Origin of the sequence: Photobacterium iliopiscarium (assembly GCF_003026395.1) — a bacterium.
Lineage (GTDB): Bacteria > Pseudomonadota > Gammaproteobacteria > Enterobacterales > Vibrionaceae > Photobacterium > Photobacterium iliopiscarium.
This window is the reverse complement of sequence record NZ_PYOO01000002.1, coordinates 310,199-327,105: the sequence shown is the minus strand read 5'-3', so window position 1 is coordinate 327,105 and position 16,907 is coordinate 310,199. Positions and strand designations below refer to the sequence as shown.

Sequence of the window (16,907 nt, the reverse complement as noted above, 5' to 3'; positions counted from 1 at the left end):
TGTACCAAATTCTGTGATAGAATTCGCAAAATTTACAACTTGACAGCCCATTGACATGAAATTTCCAGGCCAACGAAAATCTAAGCATTATTTCCCTGTACATGCTCGCGATCCACTTCTAAGTCAAACGAAGATAGAGAAGCGTTTAACACGTACTCATGTTGTGGGTATCGATCAGACATTGGTTGATATTGAAGCCTACGTTGATGATGAATTTCTGGAACGTTATGAGCTAAGTAAAGGCCATTCATTAGTTATTACTGATGAAAAAGCAGAAGCACTTTACAATGAGTTAAAAGACAATAATCTTGTGACTCATGAGTTTGCTGGTGGCACGATTGGTAATACGTTACATAATTACTCAGTATTAGCTGATGATAAGTCTGTATTATTAGGCGTAATGAGTAAAGACATTGAAATTGGTAGCTATGCTTACCGTTATCTTTGTAATACCTCAAGTCGTATGGATATGAACTATCTACAACCTGTAGATGGTCCTATTGGCCGTTGCTTTGCCCTCATTTCTAAAGATGGTGAGCGTACCTTCGCGATTAACGAAGGTAACATGAACCAACTGAAGCCAGATAGTATCCCTGAGTGTGTATTTGAAAATGCATCAGCATTAGTTTTAACCGCTTATCTTGTTCGTTGTAAGCCTGGCGATCCTATGCCTGCCGCAACAATGAAAGCGATTGAGTATGCTAAGAAATATGATGTACCTGTAGTATTAACATTAGGGACTAAATTCGTTATTCAAGATGATCCACAATGGTGGCGTGATTTCTTACGTGATCACGTTACTGTGGTTGCAATGAATGAAGACGAAGGCGAAGCATTAACTGGCGCGTCAGATCCTCTTGTTGCCGCAGATAGAACCCTCGAATGGGTTGATCTTGTACTGTGTACTGCGGGTCCTGTTGGACTATACACTGCGGGTTATACTGAAGAGTCAGCAAAACGTGAAACTGCGTTGCCACTATTACCTGGTGATATTGCTGAATTTAACCGTTATGAATTTAGCCGTCCAATGATCAAATCGACATGTGAGAATCCAACCAAGGTTTATTCTCATATTGCTCCATACATGGGTGGCCCAGAGCGAATCAAAAATACTAACGGTGCTGGTGATGGTGCATTATCTGCGTTATTGCATGATATGTCTGCTAACCGTTACCATAAAGAAAACGTGCCAAATTCAAGTAAGCACCAATATTCTTTCCTAACGTATTCATCATTTTCACAAGTTTGTTTGTATGCAAACCGTGTAAGTTATGAAGTATTAGCGCAATATTCACCTCGTCTTTCTCGCGGTCTACCTGAACGTGAAGATAGTCTAGAAGAAGCGTATTGGGAACGTTAATGGCAATCTGTCGTTAACTAAAAAAAACCGCCATTTTTGAAATGGCGGTTTTTTTATGACTTCAATTTATCTATTTCTTATAAGCTTGGTTATGAACCGCTGCAATCGCTCGACCTGAAGGGTCTGCTGCATTTTTAAAGCTCTCATCCCACTCAATTGCCTTCGCACTAGAACAAGCAATAGAAGGGCCACCAGGAACACATTTAGCCGCGCTTTCTAATGGGAAGTGTTCTTCAAAAATTTCACGGTAAACATAGCCTTCTTTTGTTGTTGGCGTGTTATACGGGAAACGGAATGCCGCCGTTGCTAATTGTTGATCGGTTACTTTTTCTTCAGCGACTTCTTTTAAGCTATCGATCCAGTTATAACCTACACCATCTGAGAATTGTTCTTTTTGACGCCATGCCACAGATTCTGGAAGGTAATGTTCAAAACATTCACGAATAATGTGTTTTTCCATTTTACCGTTGCCACACATTTTATCCTGAGGGTTTATGCGCATTGCAACATCTAAAAACTCTTTATCTAAGAATGGTACACGTGCTTCTATGCCCCATGCTGCCATTGATTTGTTAGCGCGTGCGCAGTCAAACATGTTAAGCGCTAATAATTTACGCACTGTTTCTTCATGGAATTCTTTAGCGTTAGGCGCTTTGTGGAAGTATAAGTAGCCACCAAAGATTTCATCAGCACCTTCACCTGAAAGCACCATTTTAATTCCCATAGCGCGAATTTTACGTGACATTAAGTACATTGGTGTTGAGGCGCGGATCGTGGTGACATCATAGGTTTCAATGTGGTAAATCACATCACGAATGGCATCTAAACCTTCTTGGACGGTATAGGTTAGTTCGTGGTGAACCGTACCAATCGCATCAGCTACAATTTTCGCTGCTTTTAGATCGGGCGCATCTTCAAGGCCAATCGCAAATGAGTGCAGTGTTGGCCACCAAGCTTGTGATTGCTCATCATCTTCAATACGTTTTGCGGCAAATTTCTTTGTGATCGCTGAAATTACTGATGAATCTAAACCACCAGAAAGTAATACGCCATAAGGAACATCTGTCATTAATTGACGTTTAACGGCACTTTCAAGTGCATCGGTTAATGCGACTTTATCTGTTTTAGCGTCTTTAACTGCATCAAAGTTCATCCAATCACGTTTGTAATAACGAACAGGTTCACCTTTTTTACTCCAAAGGTAAGTACCTGGAGGGAATTCACTGATTGTTTTACATACAGGTACGAGTGCTTTCATTTCAGAAGCAATATAGAAGTTACCGTGCTCATCATAACCTTGATAAAGCGGGATGATACCAATGTGGTCTCGACCAATAAGGTAAGCATCTTCTTGCTCATCATAAAGAATAAAGGCAAAGATACCGTTGAGGTAATCTAATAGCTCAGGACCTTTTTCTTTGTATAGCGCTAAAATAATTTCGCAATCAGATTCTGTTTGGAAAGGGTAGTCAGGTGCAAATTCAGCACGTAGTTCTTTATGGTTGTAGATCTCGCCGTTAACTGCAAGTACGTGACTTTTATCTGTGTTATATAGCGGTTGTTCGCCACTACTTAGATCAACAATCGCTAAACGCTCATGGACTAAAATGGCATTGTCAGAGGCATAAATACCAGACCAATCAGGACCGCGATGGCGCATTTTTTTTGATAATTCAAGGGCTGTTGTACGAAGTACTGATGAGTCGCTCTTGATGTCAAGGATACCGAATATTGAACACATAATAATACTACTCCAAACGTTCTATTTTTATTATCCATAATTGATGAAAATGCATTATGTAGCTAATAAGTTATCATTATGGTGGTTGATGTTTATATTGCTTCTGCTTTTCCGTTGATTGTTAAAATCACGCATTCGTTAATAAATTACAACCATTTATTGTCATTATATTTAAATAAAGCACCTGTGGTGAATATTATCTATTTAAATCGACTTTTTCCGAATAGTATTTATTTTGATAGAGTTTTTTAATTGAAAAAATAAACAATAACAGCGCTATTGTTTATTTTTCATTGCGAAATATCTAAGTTTTGAAGTGTAATTTAGTGTGGTTTTCGTGGGATTATTTGAGGTTGGAGGTGATCACAAACATCACGAGCAAAACCGCTACCCGCTTCGCTATAAATATTAAAGGCCGCATCTATACCTTGTTGGTGTAATTGTGTCTCTTCATCACTGTATTTAGCTATAGCGGCTATTTTTCCTTGGAAACGGCGGGTTTTAAGCTGATCTAAAGCGTAAATGTTGGCGGTGCCATTTGGCATTGCTAATAAAATAAGCGCAATATGGTGATTTTTGATAACCCGTTCCCAAAAGTCAGGGTCGGTGGCATCACCATGAATGACATTACGTTGTTGTTGGCGATGTAACTCTACCGATTCTCGGCGAGTTTCTACCCCAATAATCTGTTTACCATAACGACTTTCTAATTCGTCATAAGCACCAGAGCCGATACGACCCATGCCTAAAATAAGAATACTGGCATTACCTAAATCAATCAGTTTGTCGTTACAATTTAAGCGATCAGGATCAAATTCTTTTAAACGTTTAGCCGCTTCAGTATAGAGTTTATTACTCATACTGTTCAGTGGGGCTGCTAGTAAAAATGATAAGGAGACGGCGATAGCCATGGCCACTAAAAATGTACCCGGTAATAACCCCATTTTATAAGCAACGCCGCCGACAATAAGTCCAAATTCACTGTAATTAAATAAGGTTAACGTGGCGAGCATTGAGGTACGTACTCGATAACGACATAAGTGGAACACGGCGTAATAAAGTATCCCTTTTAGAGGGAGCAATAGCATTAATACCAGTGCCATTAGCATGCCATTTAAGGTCGGGGATTCTGCAAGTCCAATGTTCAAAAAGAAGCATACTAATAGCAGTTCTTTGAAATTAAACAATGACTTAGCCATCTCTGATGCTTTAGGGTGACCGGCCATCAGCATCCCCAATATCAAGGCGCCTAAATCAGGTTTCATGCCGACGATTTCAAATAAGCCCGCGCCTGCAACCAGTGCAAGCATGACGGCATAAAGTACTAATATTTCGCCATGACCGGCTTTATCCAGAATGCGATATAACAATGGGCGCAGTAATGGTAGGGCAAATAAACCAATGGCGGTAATATCAGGTATTTTGCCACTTGAAATGGTAAGAAAAAGTACGGCAAAAATATCCTGCATAACAAGAATACCAATCGCAACTGTGCCGTATTTAGCGTTTAATTCCCCTTTTTCTTGCAGCAGTTTCACCGCAAATACAGTACTGGAGAATGATAGAGCAAAACCAATAAGCACTAATTGACTGAATGCCATTTCGGCAAACATGGTCAGTCCTAATTGTTTTAGTACAAGCAGAAACAGGGTAAAGAGGGCTGTTGATAATAGATTGTGTATGGTTGCCCCTCCCCACACTTCTTTGTTTAGTAAGGTTTTGACATTAAGTTTTAAGCCAATGGTGAATAATAATAATGTCACACCGAGATCTGCGAGAGTCGTCAGTGCAGGGGTTGATTGAAAACCAAAACTATTAAGCATAAAGCCGGCAACTAAAAAGCCAACCAGAGGGGGTAATTTACAACGAAGGGCGATGAAACCGGCCAGAAAGGCCGCGCTAATATACAGTAACTCCATACCTTAGACTACATCCTTGCAAGATAGTATACAAAACACGATTGATAACAATGATAGCATTAGGGGGATTAATCATTTGAGATTAATCCCCCTTTTTTATGGTTGTTTTATAAGTAGGCGTGTATGACTACTTGAATAGAATAATGATTAATCTTCCAGTAATCGTTGCAGTAATACACCATTAAGCATTGCACGTTTTATCATTGAAAAAGCACCAATAGTGGGTTGGTTATATAACTCTGATGCGACAATCGGTAAATCATGATTAAACGCAGATAATGATTGGTTTTCAACACAACGACGAATTGCGGGTAACACAATGGCTTGGGCTTGAGTAATATTACCTGCCAGAATAATCTTTTGGGGGTTAAATAAATTAATCGTCATTGCTAATGCTTTACCAAGGTGATGACCCACTTTGAGTAAAACTTGAATCGCCAGTTCATCGCCATTATTTGCCGCATCACAAATAGCTGGCATCGTAATGTCTTCCAAGTTTTGTAAATCACTTGGATAACCTTGGTTGAGTAGTTGTTGGACATGCATGATAACAGCGGGGTCTGATGCCACCGTTTCTAGGCAACCAAAGTTACCGCATTGGCATTTATCACCTAATGGGTCAATTTGAATATGGCCAATCTCACCGACATTACGGTTTTGGCCAAGGAAGACCTGCCCATTAACAATAATGCCAGCCCCAGTACCGTTATGCATGCTAACTAAGATGGAGTCTTTACAATCTCGGCTGGCACCAAAGAAATGCTCGGCTAATGCTAACCCTCTAATATCATTACCAACAAAGGTAATAATATTAAAAGTACGTTGAATAATATGAGCAAGTTCAAAGTCATGAACGTCAATATTTGGCATGTAAGTAACCGTGCCTGTTTCTGGGTTAACAAGCCCAGGAAGAATAATGCCGAACGCCACCAGTTCTTTCATTACGTTTTGGTTATTATCAATAAATTCTTGAATATATTTGATAAGACCTTCAGCTAATACATCTTGGTCAGAATATAAAAAGGGGTAGGCCGCACCAGTAATATGTTTACCGCTGAGGTCATAAAGGGTTATTTCAATATTATTACGGCCAATACGTACTGCGATTGAGTGAAAATCAGCTGATTCTGTTGTCAGAGATATCGCTCTTCGTCCCCCCGTTGATGCCTGTTGAGCGACTTCTTTTATTAAACCACGTTCCAGTAATTGGCGGGTGATTTTAGTAACACTTGCCGGAGCAAGGTGACTAATATCAGCAACCTGAATACGAGAGATAGGGCCTTGCAAGTCGATAAGTCGGTATACTGCAGCGCTATTTAGCTGCTTGACCAGATCAACATTACCAATTTGTCCGCCTGTCATAGTTTAGTTCTGCTTGTAATTAGTATTAATAATTATCGCCTTTATAAAAGCGCTACCTATGTATACGACACTTGTTTAATTGATTTTGATGATTATTAGTGTCGAATTATTTGATGTATTGCATTTTTCAATACATTAGTTAACACCGTAATATACTTTCTTATGAATTAAAATAAAGCAATCGTTGTTGATGCTTGCTGGGGCTGTGGCATTGGTCACTAAAATACGTAAAGCGAGCAATAAGAGACGGGATATATCGCTGACAAGAGAATTGTAAACCATGACTGTATTGTCAATAGTAACAATTATTCTTTTTTGTGTTTAATTTTAAAGCAGGAAATAAAACGCCGTCAACATGGCGGCGTTTGTTTGATTTTGGGTGACGGTTTAACCATTAATGTTATTTCGTCCCCCAAAAATGACACTACCATCGTTTAGATGTGTGTTAGGTTTTCAGCTTCTAACTCTTGGAAGTACTTAACTGTTTTTACTTTAAGTTCTTGAGTTGATGGCTCATCACAAATGATCATTGATTTAGGATGAAGCTGAAGCGCTGATATTGTCCATAGGTGGTTTACACAACCTTCAACCGCAGCTTGTAGCGCTTGCGCTTTGTTATGGCCTGTGATCAGAATCATTACTTCTTCAGAATCTAATAATGTACCCACACCAATTGTTAACGAGTACTTAGGTACTTGGTTGATATCACCATCGAAGAAACGAGAGTTAGCAATACGTGTTTCATGCGTTAGCGTTTTGATACGTGTACGAGACGCTAATGATGACGCAGGTTCGTTGAATGCGATATGACCATCGTTACCCACACCACCCATAAACAAGTTAATGCGGCCGTAGGTTTTGATTTTGTCTTCGTAACGTTGACATTCAGCTTCGTGATCTGCGGCATTACCATCAAGCAAGTTGATGTTTTGCTCTTGCATATCGACATGGCTGAAGAAGTTGTTGTACATGAAGTTACGGTATGACTCTGGGTGATCAGACGCCATGCCAACATATTCATCCATGTTGAAAGTTACGACGTTCTGAAAACTTACTTCACCAGCTTGGTATAATTCAATCAAACGCTGGTATGTCGGAAGTGGTGTACCACCTGTAGGTAGACCTAGCACAAATGGACGCTCAGCTGTTGGTTGAAACTTATTAATACGGTCAGCAATGTAGCGAGCAGACCATAGACCAACATCTTTAGCGTTATTAAGCGGGATTAGTCTCACGTTGACACCTCGTTGAAGATTATTAAAACAGGAAAAATCTTAGTGGCATAGCGCCTTTGTTTCGAATGATAAAATAAGTTTTATGATCGAGCTAGCAAAATCACTCAGTTCTGTCTTCGGTCGGTGATTAAGATCACAAATGATGATGTTTTAATTTGCGGAGCGAAATAAAATTCATAAACTGCAAAGGACAAAAACAGATGGCAAAAAAAAGCTATCACTATCGAATCTAAGAAAACCATAGGGGGAACTAAGGGTGAATATTCTTGGATATTTTCAAAAAGTAGGTAAAGCACTAATGGTGCCAGTTGCAGTACTTCCTGCAGCGGCAATTTTAATGGGTATCGGCTATTGGGTTGATCCGTCAGGTTGGGGCGCAAACTCAGCAATTGCTGCGTTCTTGATTAAAGCGGGTTCTTCAATTATTGATAGCATGTCTATATTGTTTGCAATTGGTGTTGCATACGGTATGTCAAAAGATAAAGACGGTGCAGCAGCATTAGCCGGTTTTGTTGGTTACACCGTTGTAACCACGTTACTTGCACCTGGTACTGTAGCAATGATTCAAGGTATTGACGTAAGTGCTGTACCTGTCGCTTTTGCTAAGATTAATAACCAGTTTGTTGGTATTTTAGTTGGTATCGTATCAGCAGAAATTTACAACCGTTACTCTAACGTTGAATTGCATAAGACATTAGCATTCTTTAGTGGTAAGCGTTTAATCCCAATTTTAACGTCTGTTGCTGGTATTGGTATTGCAGCGGTATTACTGTTTGTATGGCCAGTTATTTACGACGGACTAGTACATTTCGGTGAAAGTATTCAAGGTCTAGGCGCTGCCGGTGCTGGTATCTATGCATTCTTTAACCGTCTATTGATTCCTGTGGGTCTTCACCACGCATTAAACTCAGTATTCTGGTTTGATGTTGCAGGCATTAACGATATTCCTAATTTCTTGAGTGGTAAAGGTACCCCAGGTATTACTGGTATGTACCAGGCTGGTTTCTTCCCAATCATGATGTTTGGTTTACCAGGTGCTGCACTTGCTATGTACCAAACAGCTAAAGCGAAGAATAAAGAGCGTGTCGCTTCATTATTCATTGCAGCTGGTTTTGCATCATTCTTTACTGGTGTTACTGAGCCATTAGAATTTGCGTTTATGTTCCTTGCACCACCACTTTATGTTATTCACGCTGCGCTAACAGGTATTTCTGTATACATCGCCGCGTCTATGCACTGGATTTCAGGTTTTGGTTTCTCTGCTGGTCTTGTCGACATGGTGTTGTCAGCACGTAATCCACTTGCTGTTAGCTGGTACATGCTAATCCTTCAAGGTATTGCGTTCTTCGCTCTGTACTACTTTATTTTCCGCGCTGTTATTCTTAAGTTCAACCTTAAGACGCCTGGCCGTGAAGATGACGAAGAAGAAGCTTCATCAGTACGTGGTTCTGCTGAAACAGGTGAGTTAGCTAAGCAATACTTAAAAGCGCTTGGTGGTCACGGTAACCTAGAAAACATTGATGCTTGTATCACTCGTCTACGTCTTACTCTAAAAGACAGTAGCCTTGCTGATGAGAAAACATTAAAAGCACTAGGTGCAATGGGTGTGGTTAAACTAGGTGCAAATAACCTACAAGTTATCCTTGGCCCTCTTGCTGAAATCGTTGCTGGCGAGATGAAAAAGATCCCGGCATCAGAAGATTTATCAGCAGTAAAACTTCCATAATTACTTATTTTTTCAAGTAATTAAGCAACACACGAAATACCGCAACACTTTTAATTAGACCGTTCTTGATATCTTCGATGTAAGATATCAAGATCGGCATTTTGAGTACCCAACTTTTGGGCTCTATATAGATTTTCCCTTCATTTAAAGGGATATCGGGAGAAAGGAATATTTCATGACTATTAAACTTACAGCGTTAGCATCTTTCATTGCACTAGCAGTAACTGGTTGTGCGACTCAAGGAAATGATGATGAGGCAGTTGTTAAAAAATTAGCTAATAACCTTGATGTTACTTATGAAATTGTTACTCAACATGGTGCAGAGGAAGGCCTACAGTGTAAGACGCTCGGCGCAGAATGGGCATCTTGTGATCTAATTAATTTGACGCTAAAAAATAATGGCCCAGCGGTGACGGGCACTGATTGGAAAATTTATTTCAGCAGTATTCGCCAGATTCTTGAAGTTCAAAATGATCAATTCAAAGTTACACACGTAACGGGTGATCTTCATACGCTAGAGCCAACGGATAAATTTGATGGATTTGCTGAAGGTGAGACGGTTGTTATTCCTTACATTGGCGAATACTGGACACTTTTCGAAAACGACTACATGCCTCGTGCATACGTGACCTCTGGCGATGCCGCAGCACAAACAATCAAGAGCACTGACTCTACGAATCCAGGTGATTACCTTGTTCCTCTGAAAGGTGATCAATTTAAGCGAGTTAAAGCAGATAATAATGTGCTTGCAACCGCTGAAACACGTTTTAAAAAGAACCAAGACATTAATGTGTTAGCAACGACAGAAGTGGCAGCAACTATTGTTCCTACACCACTAAGTACTAAGCTAACCGGTAAAACTGTTTCATTAGCAAACGGTATTAAAATTAGCAACTTCACACTGCCAGCTGACATGATGGCTGCTGTGAATGAGCGTCTTGGCGTATTAGGTGTTAACACTAAAGGTCAATACCCAGTAAAAGTGAGCCTTCTACCGGGTTCATTTGCTAAAGGTCAACAAATTGCAGGGGCTTACACGTTAGATGTAACACCTACAGGTGCAACGGTTATTGGTTTTGATGACCAAGGTGCATTCTATGGTATGCAGTCGTTGATTTCACTAATGAGTACAGGTGCTAAAAATAGCATTCCTACGTTAGAAGTAACCGATGCGCCACGTTTTGATTACCGTGGTGTGATGGTTGATGTGGGTCGTAACTTCCACTCTAAAGCTGTGATTCTTCGTACGCTAGACCAAATGGCAGCATACAAGATGAACAAATTCCACTTCCACCTATCAGATGATGAAGGTTGGCGTGTTGAGATTCCAGGTTTACCTGAGCTAACAGACATTGGTAGTAAGCGTTGTCATGATCTATCTGAAACAACATGTCTGCTACCTCAACTAGGTTCAGGTCCAACATCAGACACAGATGGCTCTGGGTACTACAGCAAGCAAGATTACTTAGATATTCTGAAATACGCGAAAGCCCGTGGTATTGAAGTCATTCCTGAAATCGATATGCCAGCGCACGCACGTGCAGCAGTAGTTGCGATGGAAGCGCGTTATAAACGTCTTGCTGCTGAAGGCAAGATGGATGAAGCGAATGAATACCGTTTGATGGATCCACAAGATACGTCAAATGTAACTACAGTACAGTTTTACGATAAGCGTAGTTTCATCAATCCATGTATGGATTCTTCTACAAAGTTTGTTGATAAAGTAATTACTGAAATTCAAGCGATGCATAAAGAAGCGGGTATGCCGCTAAATACATGGCACTTCGGTGGTGATGAAGCGAAAAATATTAAGTTAAATGCTGGTTTCCAAGATCTTAATGCAGCAGAGAAAACAGCTTGGACCGGTTCTATTGACCAATCTAAGCAAAATAAGCCATACCAGAAGTCACCAATGTGTCAGAAATTGATCGCAGAAGGTGTTGTGGCTGATTATGATCACCTACCAAGTCATTTTGCAGAGCAAATCAGTGAAGTGGTTAATAGTAAAGGCATTAAAAACTTCCAAGCATGGCAAGATGGCTTAAAGCACTCTTCAGACTCTAAAGCGTTTGGTACTGATAATGTGCGTGTAAACTTCTGGGACGTTCTATACTGGGGCGGCGGTGCATCAGCTTACGAATGGGCTGATAAAGGCTACGATGTTGTAGTATCAAACCCTGATTATGTTTACATGGATATGCCATACGAAGTAGATCCAATTGAGCGTGGTTACTACTGGGCAACACGTGCAACAGATACACGTAAGATGTTTGGTTTTGCACCAGAGAACTTACCACAAAATGCTGAAACATCACTTGATCGTGATGGCAATGGTTTTACAAGTAAAGGTACAGTGAAATCGAAAGGTTTCTATGGTCTATCTGCTCAGCTTTGGAGTGAGACAGTAGGCAATGATAAGCAGTACGAATACATGGTATTCCCTCGCGTATTAGCTGCCGCTGAGCGTGCTTGGCATAAAGGTGAGTGGGAAAATGAATACCAAGTGGGTGTTGAATATTCTCAAGATTCTAACCATGTAAACAAGAAAGCACTTCACAATGAATGGCAGCGTTTTGCTAACGTATTAGGCCAACGTGAACTTGCGAAACTTGATGCTGCGGGTATTCAATACCGTGTACCAGTACCTGGCGCTAAGATCGAAAATGGTAAACTTGCGATGAACGTAAGCATGCCAGGTCTAACACTACAGTACTCAACGGATGAAGGTAAGACATGGAACACTTATGATGCGAAAGCACAACCAAGTGTGACAGGTAAAGTTGAAATCCGTGCTGTAAGTGGTAATGGTAAACGTTTCAGTCGTGTTACATCACTGTAATCGACTAACAACAATATAAGCTCCGATCATTATATGATCGCGCGATTGCCGACGATGGGATGACCATCGTCGGCTTTTTATTGCGCGTTATTAATTAAATTCACAACTATTGTTTGTTATAACTGCGTTTTTGATTTTTTGCATAGCGGCATTGAGGTATAGTGTAAAGTCATAGTTCATATTGATGAACTGTACATAATTCTCAATCCTGTAAGTACACGAGGTGTAATAGATGAGTGAATCTGAAGCTCGTCCAACTAACTTTATCCGTCAAATTATTGATACGGATTTAGCAAGTGGCAAACATACAAGCATACATACCCGATTCCCGCCAGAACCGAATGGTTATCTGCATATCGGTCATGCGAAATCTATTTGTTTGAACTTCGGTATTGCTCAGGACTATCAGGGTCAATGTAACTTACGTTTCGATGATACCAACCCTGAGAAAGAAGACATCGAATACGTTGAGTCTATTAAAAATGATGTTAACTGGTTAGGCTTCGAGTGGAGTGGTGAGATTTGTTACTCATCAAACTACTTTGATCAGCTTCACGGGTTTGCCATTGAATTAATTAATAAAGGCTTAGCGTATGTTGATGAGCTAAGTCCTGAGCAAATGCGCGAATATCGCGGTACATTAACGCAAGCGGGTAAGCACAGTCCTTACCGCGATCGTAGTGTCGAAGAAAACGTAGCCTTGTTTGAAAAAATGAAGAATGGCGACGTTGAAGAAGGCAAAATGTGCCTGCGCGCAAAAATCGATATGGCATCACCATTTATGGTTATGCGTGATCCAGTTATCTACCGTGTGCGTTTTGCAAATCACCACCAAACTGGTGATAAGTGGTGCATTTACCCAATGTACGACTTCACGCATTGTATTTCTGATGCGCTAGAAGGTATTACGCACTCTATCTGTACGCTAGAATTCATGGACAACCGTCGTTTATACGATTGGGTTCTTGAAAATATCACTATTGATTGCACACCACACCAGTATGAGTTTAGTCGTCTAAACCTTGAATACACCGTGATGTCTAAGCGTAAACTAAACCAACTTGTAACTGATAAATTAGTTAACGGTTGGGATGACCCACGTATGCCAACAATTTCTGGTTTACGTCGTCGTGGTTTTACACCGGGTTCTATGCGTGAATTCTGTAAGCGTATTGGTGTGACTAAGCAAGATAACACCATTGAAATTAGCTCATTAGAATCTTGTATTCGTGATGATCTAAATGAAAATGCACCACGTGCAATGGCTGTTTTAGATCCAGTTAAAGTTGTGATTGAAAACTTTGACGGTGAGACTGAAACATTAATGGTTGCGAATCACCCGAATAAGCCAGAAATGGGTATGCGTGAGGTTCCATTTAGCCGTGAACTTTATATTGAAGGTGAAGACTTCCGCGAAGAAGCGAACAAGAAGTACAAGCGTTTAGTATTAGGTAAAGAAGTACGTCTACGTGGTGCTTATGTGATTCAAGCTGAGCGTATTGAAAAAGATGCTGAAGGCAATATCACAACTATTTACTGTACTTACGATAAAGATACGCTAGGTAAAAACCCAGCTGACGGTCGTAAAGTAAAAGGTGTTATTCATTGGGTATCTGCTGAGGCGGGTATTGCTGCTGAAATTCGTTTATACGATCGTCTATTTACAGTGCCAAATCCAGGTGCTGCTGATGATTTCGTATCAGTGATTAACCCTGAATCTCTAACGGTATTACATGGCTTTGTTGAACCATCATTGGTGACTGCTGAAGCTGAAAAAGCATACCAGTTTGAACGTATCGGCTATTTCTGTGCTGATAACAAAGATTCAAGTGCTGACCATTTAGTGTTTAACCGCACTGTTGGTCTACGTGATACTTGGGCAAAAATTGGTGACTAATTAGTCATTAATATTTGTTAAAAAGCGCCTATTTCAGTGATGGAATAGGCGCTTTTTTTATGGTGCTTATTTCTTGTAATAAAAAACCAGTGATATTGATCACTGGTTCTTAGGGTGAAAATAACTAGTCATTGTTATTTTTCATCATGTAACGTTTCATCAGCATTACAATCACCATCCATACAGTGACCATAAAGATATAAGCTATGATTTGTTAAACGAACATTAAAGCGTGCCGCGATGTCTTTCTGGCGTTGCTCAATCATTTCGTCTGAAAATTCAATTACCTTGCCACAATCAAGACAAACAAGGTGATCATGATGATGTTGAGTGGCTAATTCGAATACCGATTTTCCGCCTTCAAAATGGTGACGAGTTACAATGCCTGCATCATCAAATTGGTTAAGGACACGATAAACGGTCGCTAGGCCAATTTCTTCACCGATATCGATGAGTTTTTTATACAGGTCTTCAGCACTGATGTGTTGGCAATCAGGTTGTTGAAGCACTTCTAAAATCTTAAGACGAGGAAGTGTTACTTTAAGACCAGCTTGCTTTAGCGCGTGATTATTATCTGACATCCGATTTTCCTGTTGGCTAGCTGCAAAAATGTTGCAGTAGTCTTTCTCATATAGATTCATTATAAGTGACGCAACGATAACAATAAACCTTAAAAGGTCAGTTATCTAGCAGAAGTGTTACTTTTATTTTGCTTGCTGAATTGTAAAATAAATGTAAACAAATGTATCATCATACCAGTTTATATAGTGTGTTGTCTTGTTTGATTACGATAAGGTAAGTTTGGTTAAGATAACGTTAAACTTATAATTTTTATTTTAGAAAGACGAGCTGTAAATTATAAATATGAGTGATCATTTTTGTTGGGTGTGGTTGTTCTTAATCTGGCGGGGGCAGGTAAGTCGGTGAGCATTGCTTTTTTGTTGAGAGCGGTTAGCGCTTAGAAAGAACGTAAGATCGCGCTAATACTTGAGATTAAGATGATGGTGTTAATATAACGTGGTTTTGTCACATAGTGTCTAGATAAAAAAACGCGCTATTAAAGCGCGTTCTTATTGAGTGACTAATTAGAGTTAGTCAGCAAGTTCAGCTAGGCACATTTCATCAAAGATTTGATTAACCCATTGCTCAACACGGGGTGCTGTTAGCTCTGGTTGGCGGTCTTCATCGATACATAAGCCAACAAAGTTTGCATCATCAACTAATGCTTTTGATGCTTCAAACTCGTAGCCTGCGGTTGCGAAGTTACCCACAATTGTGCCGCCTTTACTTTCAACGATGTCACGTACAGTACCCATCGCATCGCAGAAGTATTCTGCATAATCTTCTTGGTCACCACAACCAAAGATAGCAACAAGTTTAGTTGAAAAATCAACTTGTTCAAGTTCTGGGAAAAAGTCATCCCAATCACACTGTGGTTCACCGTAATACCAAGTAGGAATACCTAGTAGTATCAGATCAAAGTTGTCGATATCTTCTTTACTACTTTTTGCGATATCTTTTACTTCAACTAGTTTACTACCTAGTTGCTTCTGAATCATTTTAGCGACAGCTTCGGTGTTACCGGTGTCGCTACCAAAGAAGAGTCCAACGCTCGCCATAGTAGATATTACCCATATTTAATTGTTAACTGCTTTTGGGCAGTTTACAGAAATCAGTATAAACGACACAATGATAATTACTTTTTGATAGCGATTTGATGTTTTTTTCGCCCAAATATCATCATTGTTTATTGTAGCCCTGCATCACAAGGGCATGATAGCTCGTAGTCAATGACGTTAGCTTGCTTAGAGGCTGCTTTAATCGTATGACTATCAAGCAGAAGATAGCACTAAGCCTAATTTCATTACTACTACACTTCGATGCACTATATCATAGTAGCGTAAGGGATTTAATAGTTAGTCTTATAGTCTACTGTAGTTAAGCGTTAATTCGAGTAACCTATTATTTTAAGCTGATGGATTTAGAAATTGAGTAATGATGCGATTTACTGTTGTTGATTTTTCAGCATGAAGCCAATGACCCGTATTGGCAACCACATGTGCTTTGGCATTGGGAAATTGGGTCATGATGGCATCACGGTATTGAGGCTCAATATAATCAGAGAGTTGTCCTTTCATAAATAAGGTTTTTCCCATAAATGGTTGCGCAGCAGGGTGCCAACCCATAATTGTGGCGTAATTTGTAATTAAACCTTCAACATTAAATCGCCATTGGTAACCTGTTTCTGTTCTTGCTAATGATTTTAATAAAAATTGGCGAACGCCGGCATCATTGATATAACGGGCTAAATATTGTTCGGCTTCACTGCGTTGGGTTATTGAGTGGCGGTTAACTTCACGTAAGCCATCAAATACATTTTGATGACGGTGGCCTTGATAGACGACGGGGGCGATATCGATAACAACGAGGTGATTGACGCGTTGCGGAACTAATGCTGATAATGTCATCGCAACCTTACCACCCATTGAATGCCCAATAACATTAAATTGATCAATGGCTAAATGATCGAGAGTATCAATAATATCTTGCGCAAGATCTTGATAGCTGAATAGATCGCTATGAGGGGACAAACCATGGTTACGAAGATCGACACTGATCACTTGGTAATGGCGTTTTAATTCTCGGGCTAAAAGACCAAGATTATCTGCACTGCCGAACAAACCATGGATCAAAACGATCGTTTTACCCTTGCCTTCAGCACGAAAATGAAGATTCACAGGCTATTTTCTCTAGTTAGGTGTGGTATTTACCATAGAGTATAACCGCGGATCAGGCTATAATCGTACCCAGAATTTTAAACGGAATGA

At 40.0% G+C, this 16,907-nt stretch carries 11 protein-coding genes; 4 read left to right on the top strand and 7 right to left on the bottom strand.

Annotated features, from left to right (window positions below):
* The first annotated feature begins 55 nt into the window (after positions 1–55).
* A complete protein-coding gene (locus tag C9J51_RS04805) occupies positions 56–1,360 on the top strand; it encodes an inosine/guanosine kinase (RefSeq protein WP_045037959.1) in 1,305 nt (434 codons plus the stop codon).
* A 70-nt stretch (positions 1,361–1,430) separates the two neighbouring features.
* Here C9J51_RS04805 and asnB read toward each other — a convergent pair whose 3' ends face one another.
* The 4 genes from asnB to nagB all read right to left on the bottom strand — a co-directional run bounded on the left by asnB (position 1,431) and on the right by nagB (position 7,617).
* Positions 1,431–3,101 carry an asparagine synthase B gene (gene asnB, locus C9J51_RS04800; RefSeq protein ID WP_045037958.1) on the bottom strand — a complete coding sequence of 557 codons (1,671 nt, stop codon included), beginning with the start codon at positions 3,099–3,101 and terminating at the stop codon, positions 1,431–1,433.
* Positions 3,102–3,424: 323 nt separating this feature from the next.
* Positions 3,425–5,020 carry a cation:proton antiporter family protein gene (locus C9J51_RS04795; RefSeq protein WP_045039276.1) on the bottom strand — a complete coding sequence of 532 codons (1,596 nt, stop codon included), beginning with the start codon at positions 5,018–5,020 and terminating at the stop codon, positions 3,425–3,427.
* Between the two features lie 147 nt (positions 5,021–5,167).
* A complete protein-coding gene (gene nagC / locus C9J51_RS04790; RefSeq protein ID WP_045037956.1) occupies positions 5,168–6,382 on the bottom strand; it encodes a DNA-binding transcriptional regulator NagC in 1,215 nt (404 codons plus the stop codon).
* A gap of 434 nt (positions 6,383–6,816) precedes the next feature.
* A complete protein-coding gene (gene nagB, locus C9J51_RS04785) occupies positions 6,817–7,617 on the bottom strand; it encodes a glucosamine-6-phosphate deaminase (RefSeq protein WP_045037955.1) in 801 nt (266 codons plus the stop codon).
* Positions 7,618–7,873: 256 nt separating this feature from the next.
* Here nagB and nagE point away from each other — a divergent pair, with 256 nt between their 5' ends.
* From nagE to glnS, 3 genes are all read left to right on the top strand, one after another.
* A complete protein-coding gene (nagE, locus tag C9J51_RS04780; RefSeq protein WP_045037954.1) occupies positions 7,874–9,343 on the top strand; it encodes an N-acetylglucosamine-specific PTS transporter subunit IIBC in 1,470 nt (489 codons plus the stop codon).
* Between the two features lie 175 nt (positions 9,344–9,518).
* Entirely contained in the window at positions 9,519–12,182 is a 2,664-nt protein-coding gene (locus C9J51_RS04775) for a beta-N-acetylhexosaminidase (RefSeq protein WP_045037953.1), read from the top strand.
* 232 nt (positions 12,183–12,414) lie between these two features.
* A complete protein-coding gene (glnS, locus tag C9J51_RS04770; protein WP_045039277.1) occupies positions 12,415–14,079 on the top strand; it encodes a glutamine--tRNA ligase in 1,665 nt (554 codons plus the stop codon).
* 134 nt (positions 14,080–14,213) lie between these two features.
* On the opposite strand, the gene fur is transcribed toward glnS, so the two are convergent.
* The 3 genes from fur to C9J51_RS04755 all read right to left on the bottom strand — a co-directional run bounded on the left by fur (position 14,214) and on the right by C9J51_RS04755 (position 16,817).
* On the bottom strand, positions 14,214–14,660 hold the full coding sequence (gene fur / locus C9J51_RS04765; protein WP_036795513.1) for a ferric iron uptake transcriptional regulator: 447 nt from the start codon (positions 14,658–14,660) through the stop codon (positions 14,214–14,216).
* Positions 14,661–15,170: 510 nt separating this feature from the next.
* Positions 15,171–15,698: a flavodoxin FldA gene (gene fldA, locus C9J51_RS04760; RefSeq protein WP_036795511.1), complete on the bottom strand. Its 528-nt coding sequence runs from the start codon at positions 15,696–15,698 to the stop codon at positions 15,171–15,173.
* A gap of 348 nt (positions 15,699–16,046) precedes the next feature.
* The gene (locus C9J51_RS04755; protein ID WP_107274880.1) at positions 16,047–16,817 is read right to left on the bottom strand and encodes an alpha/beta fold hydrolase; all 771 of its coding nucleotides are present in this window, start codon (positions 16,815–16,817) and stop codon (positions 16,047–16,049) included.
* Positions 16,818–16,907 lie beyond the last annotated feature (90 nt).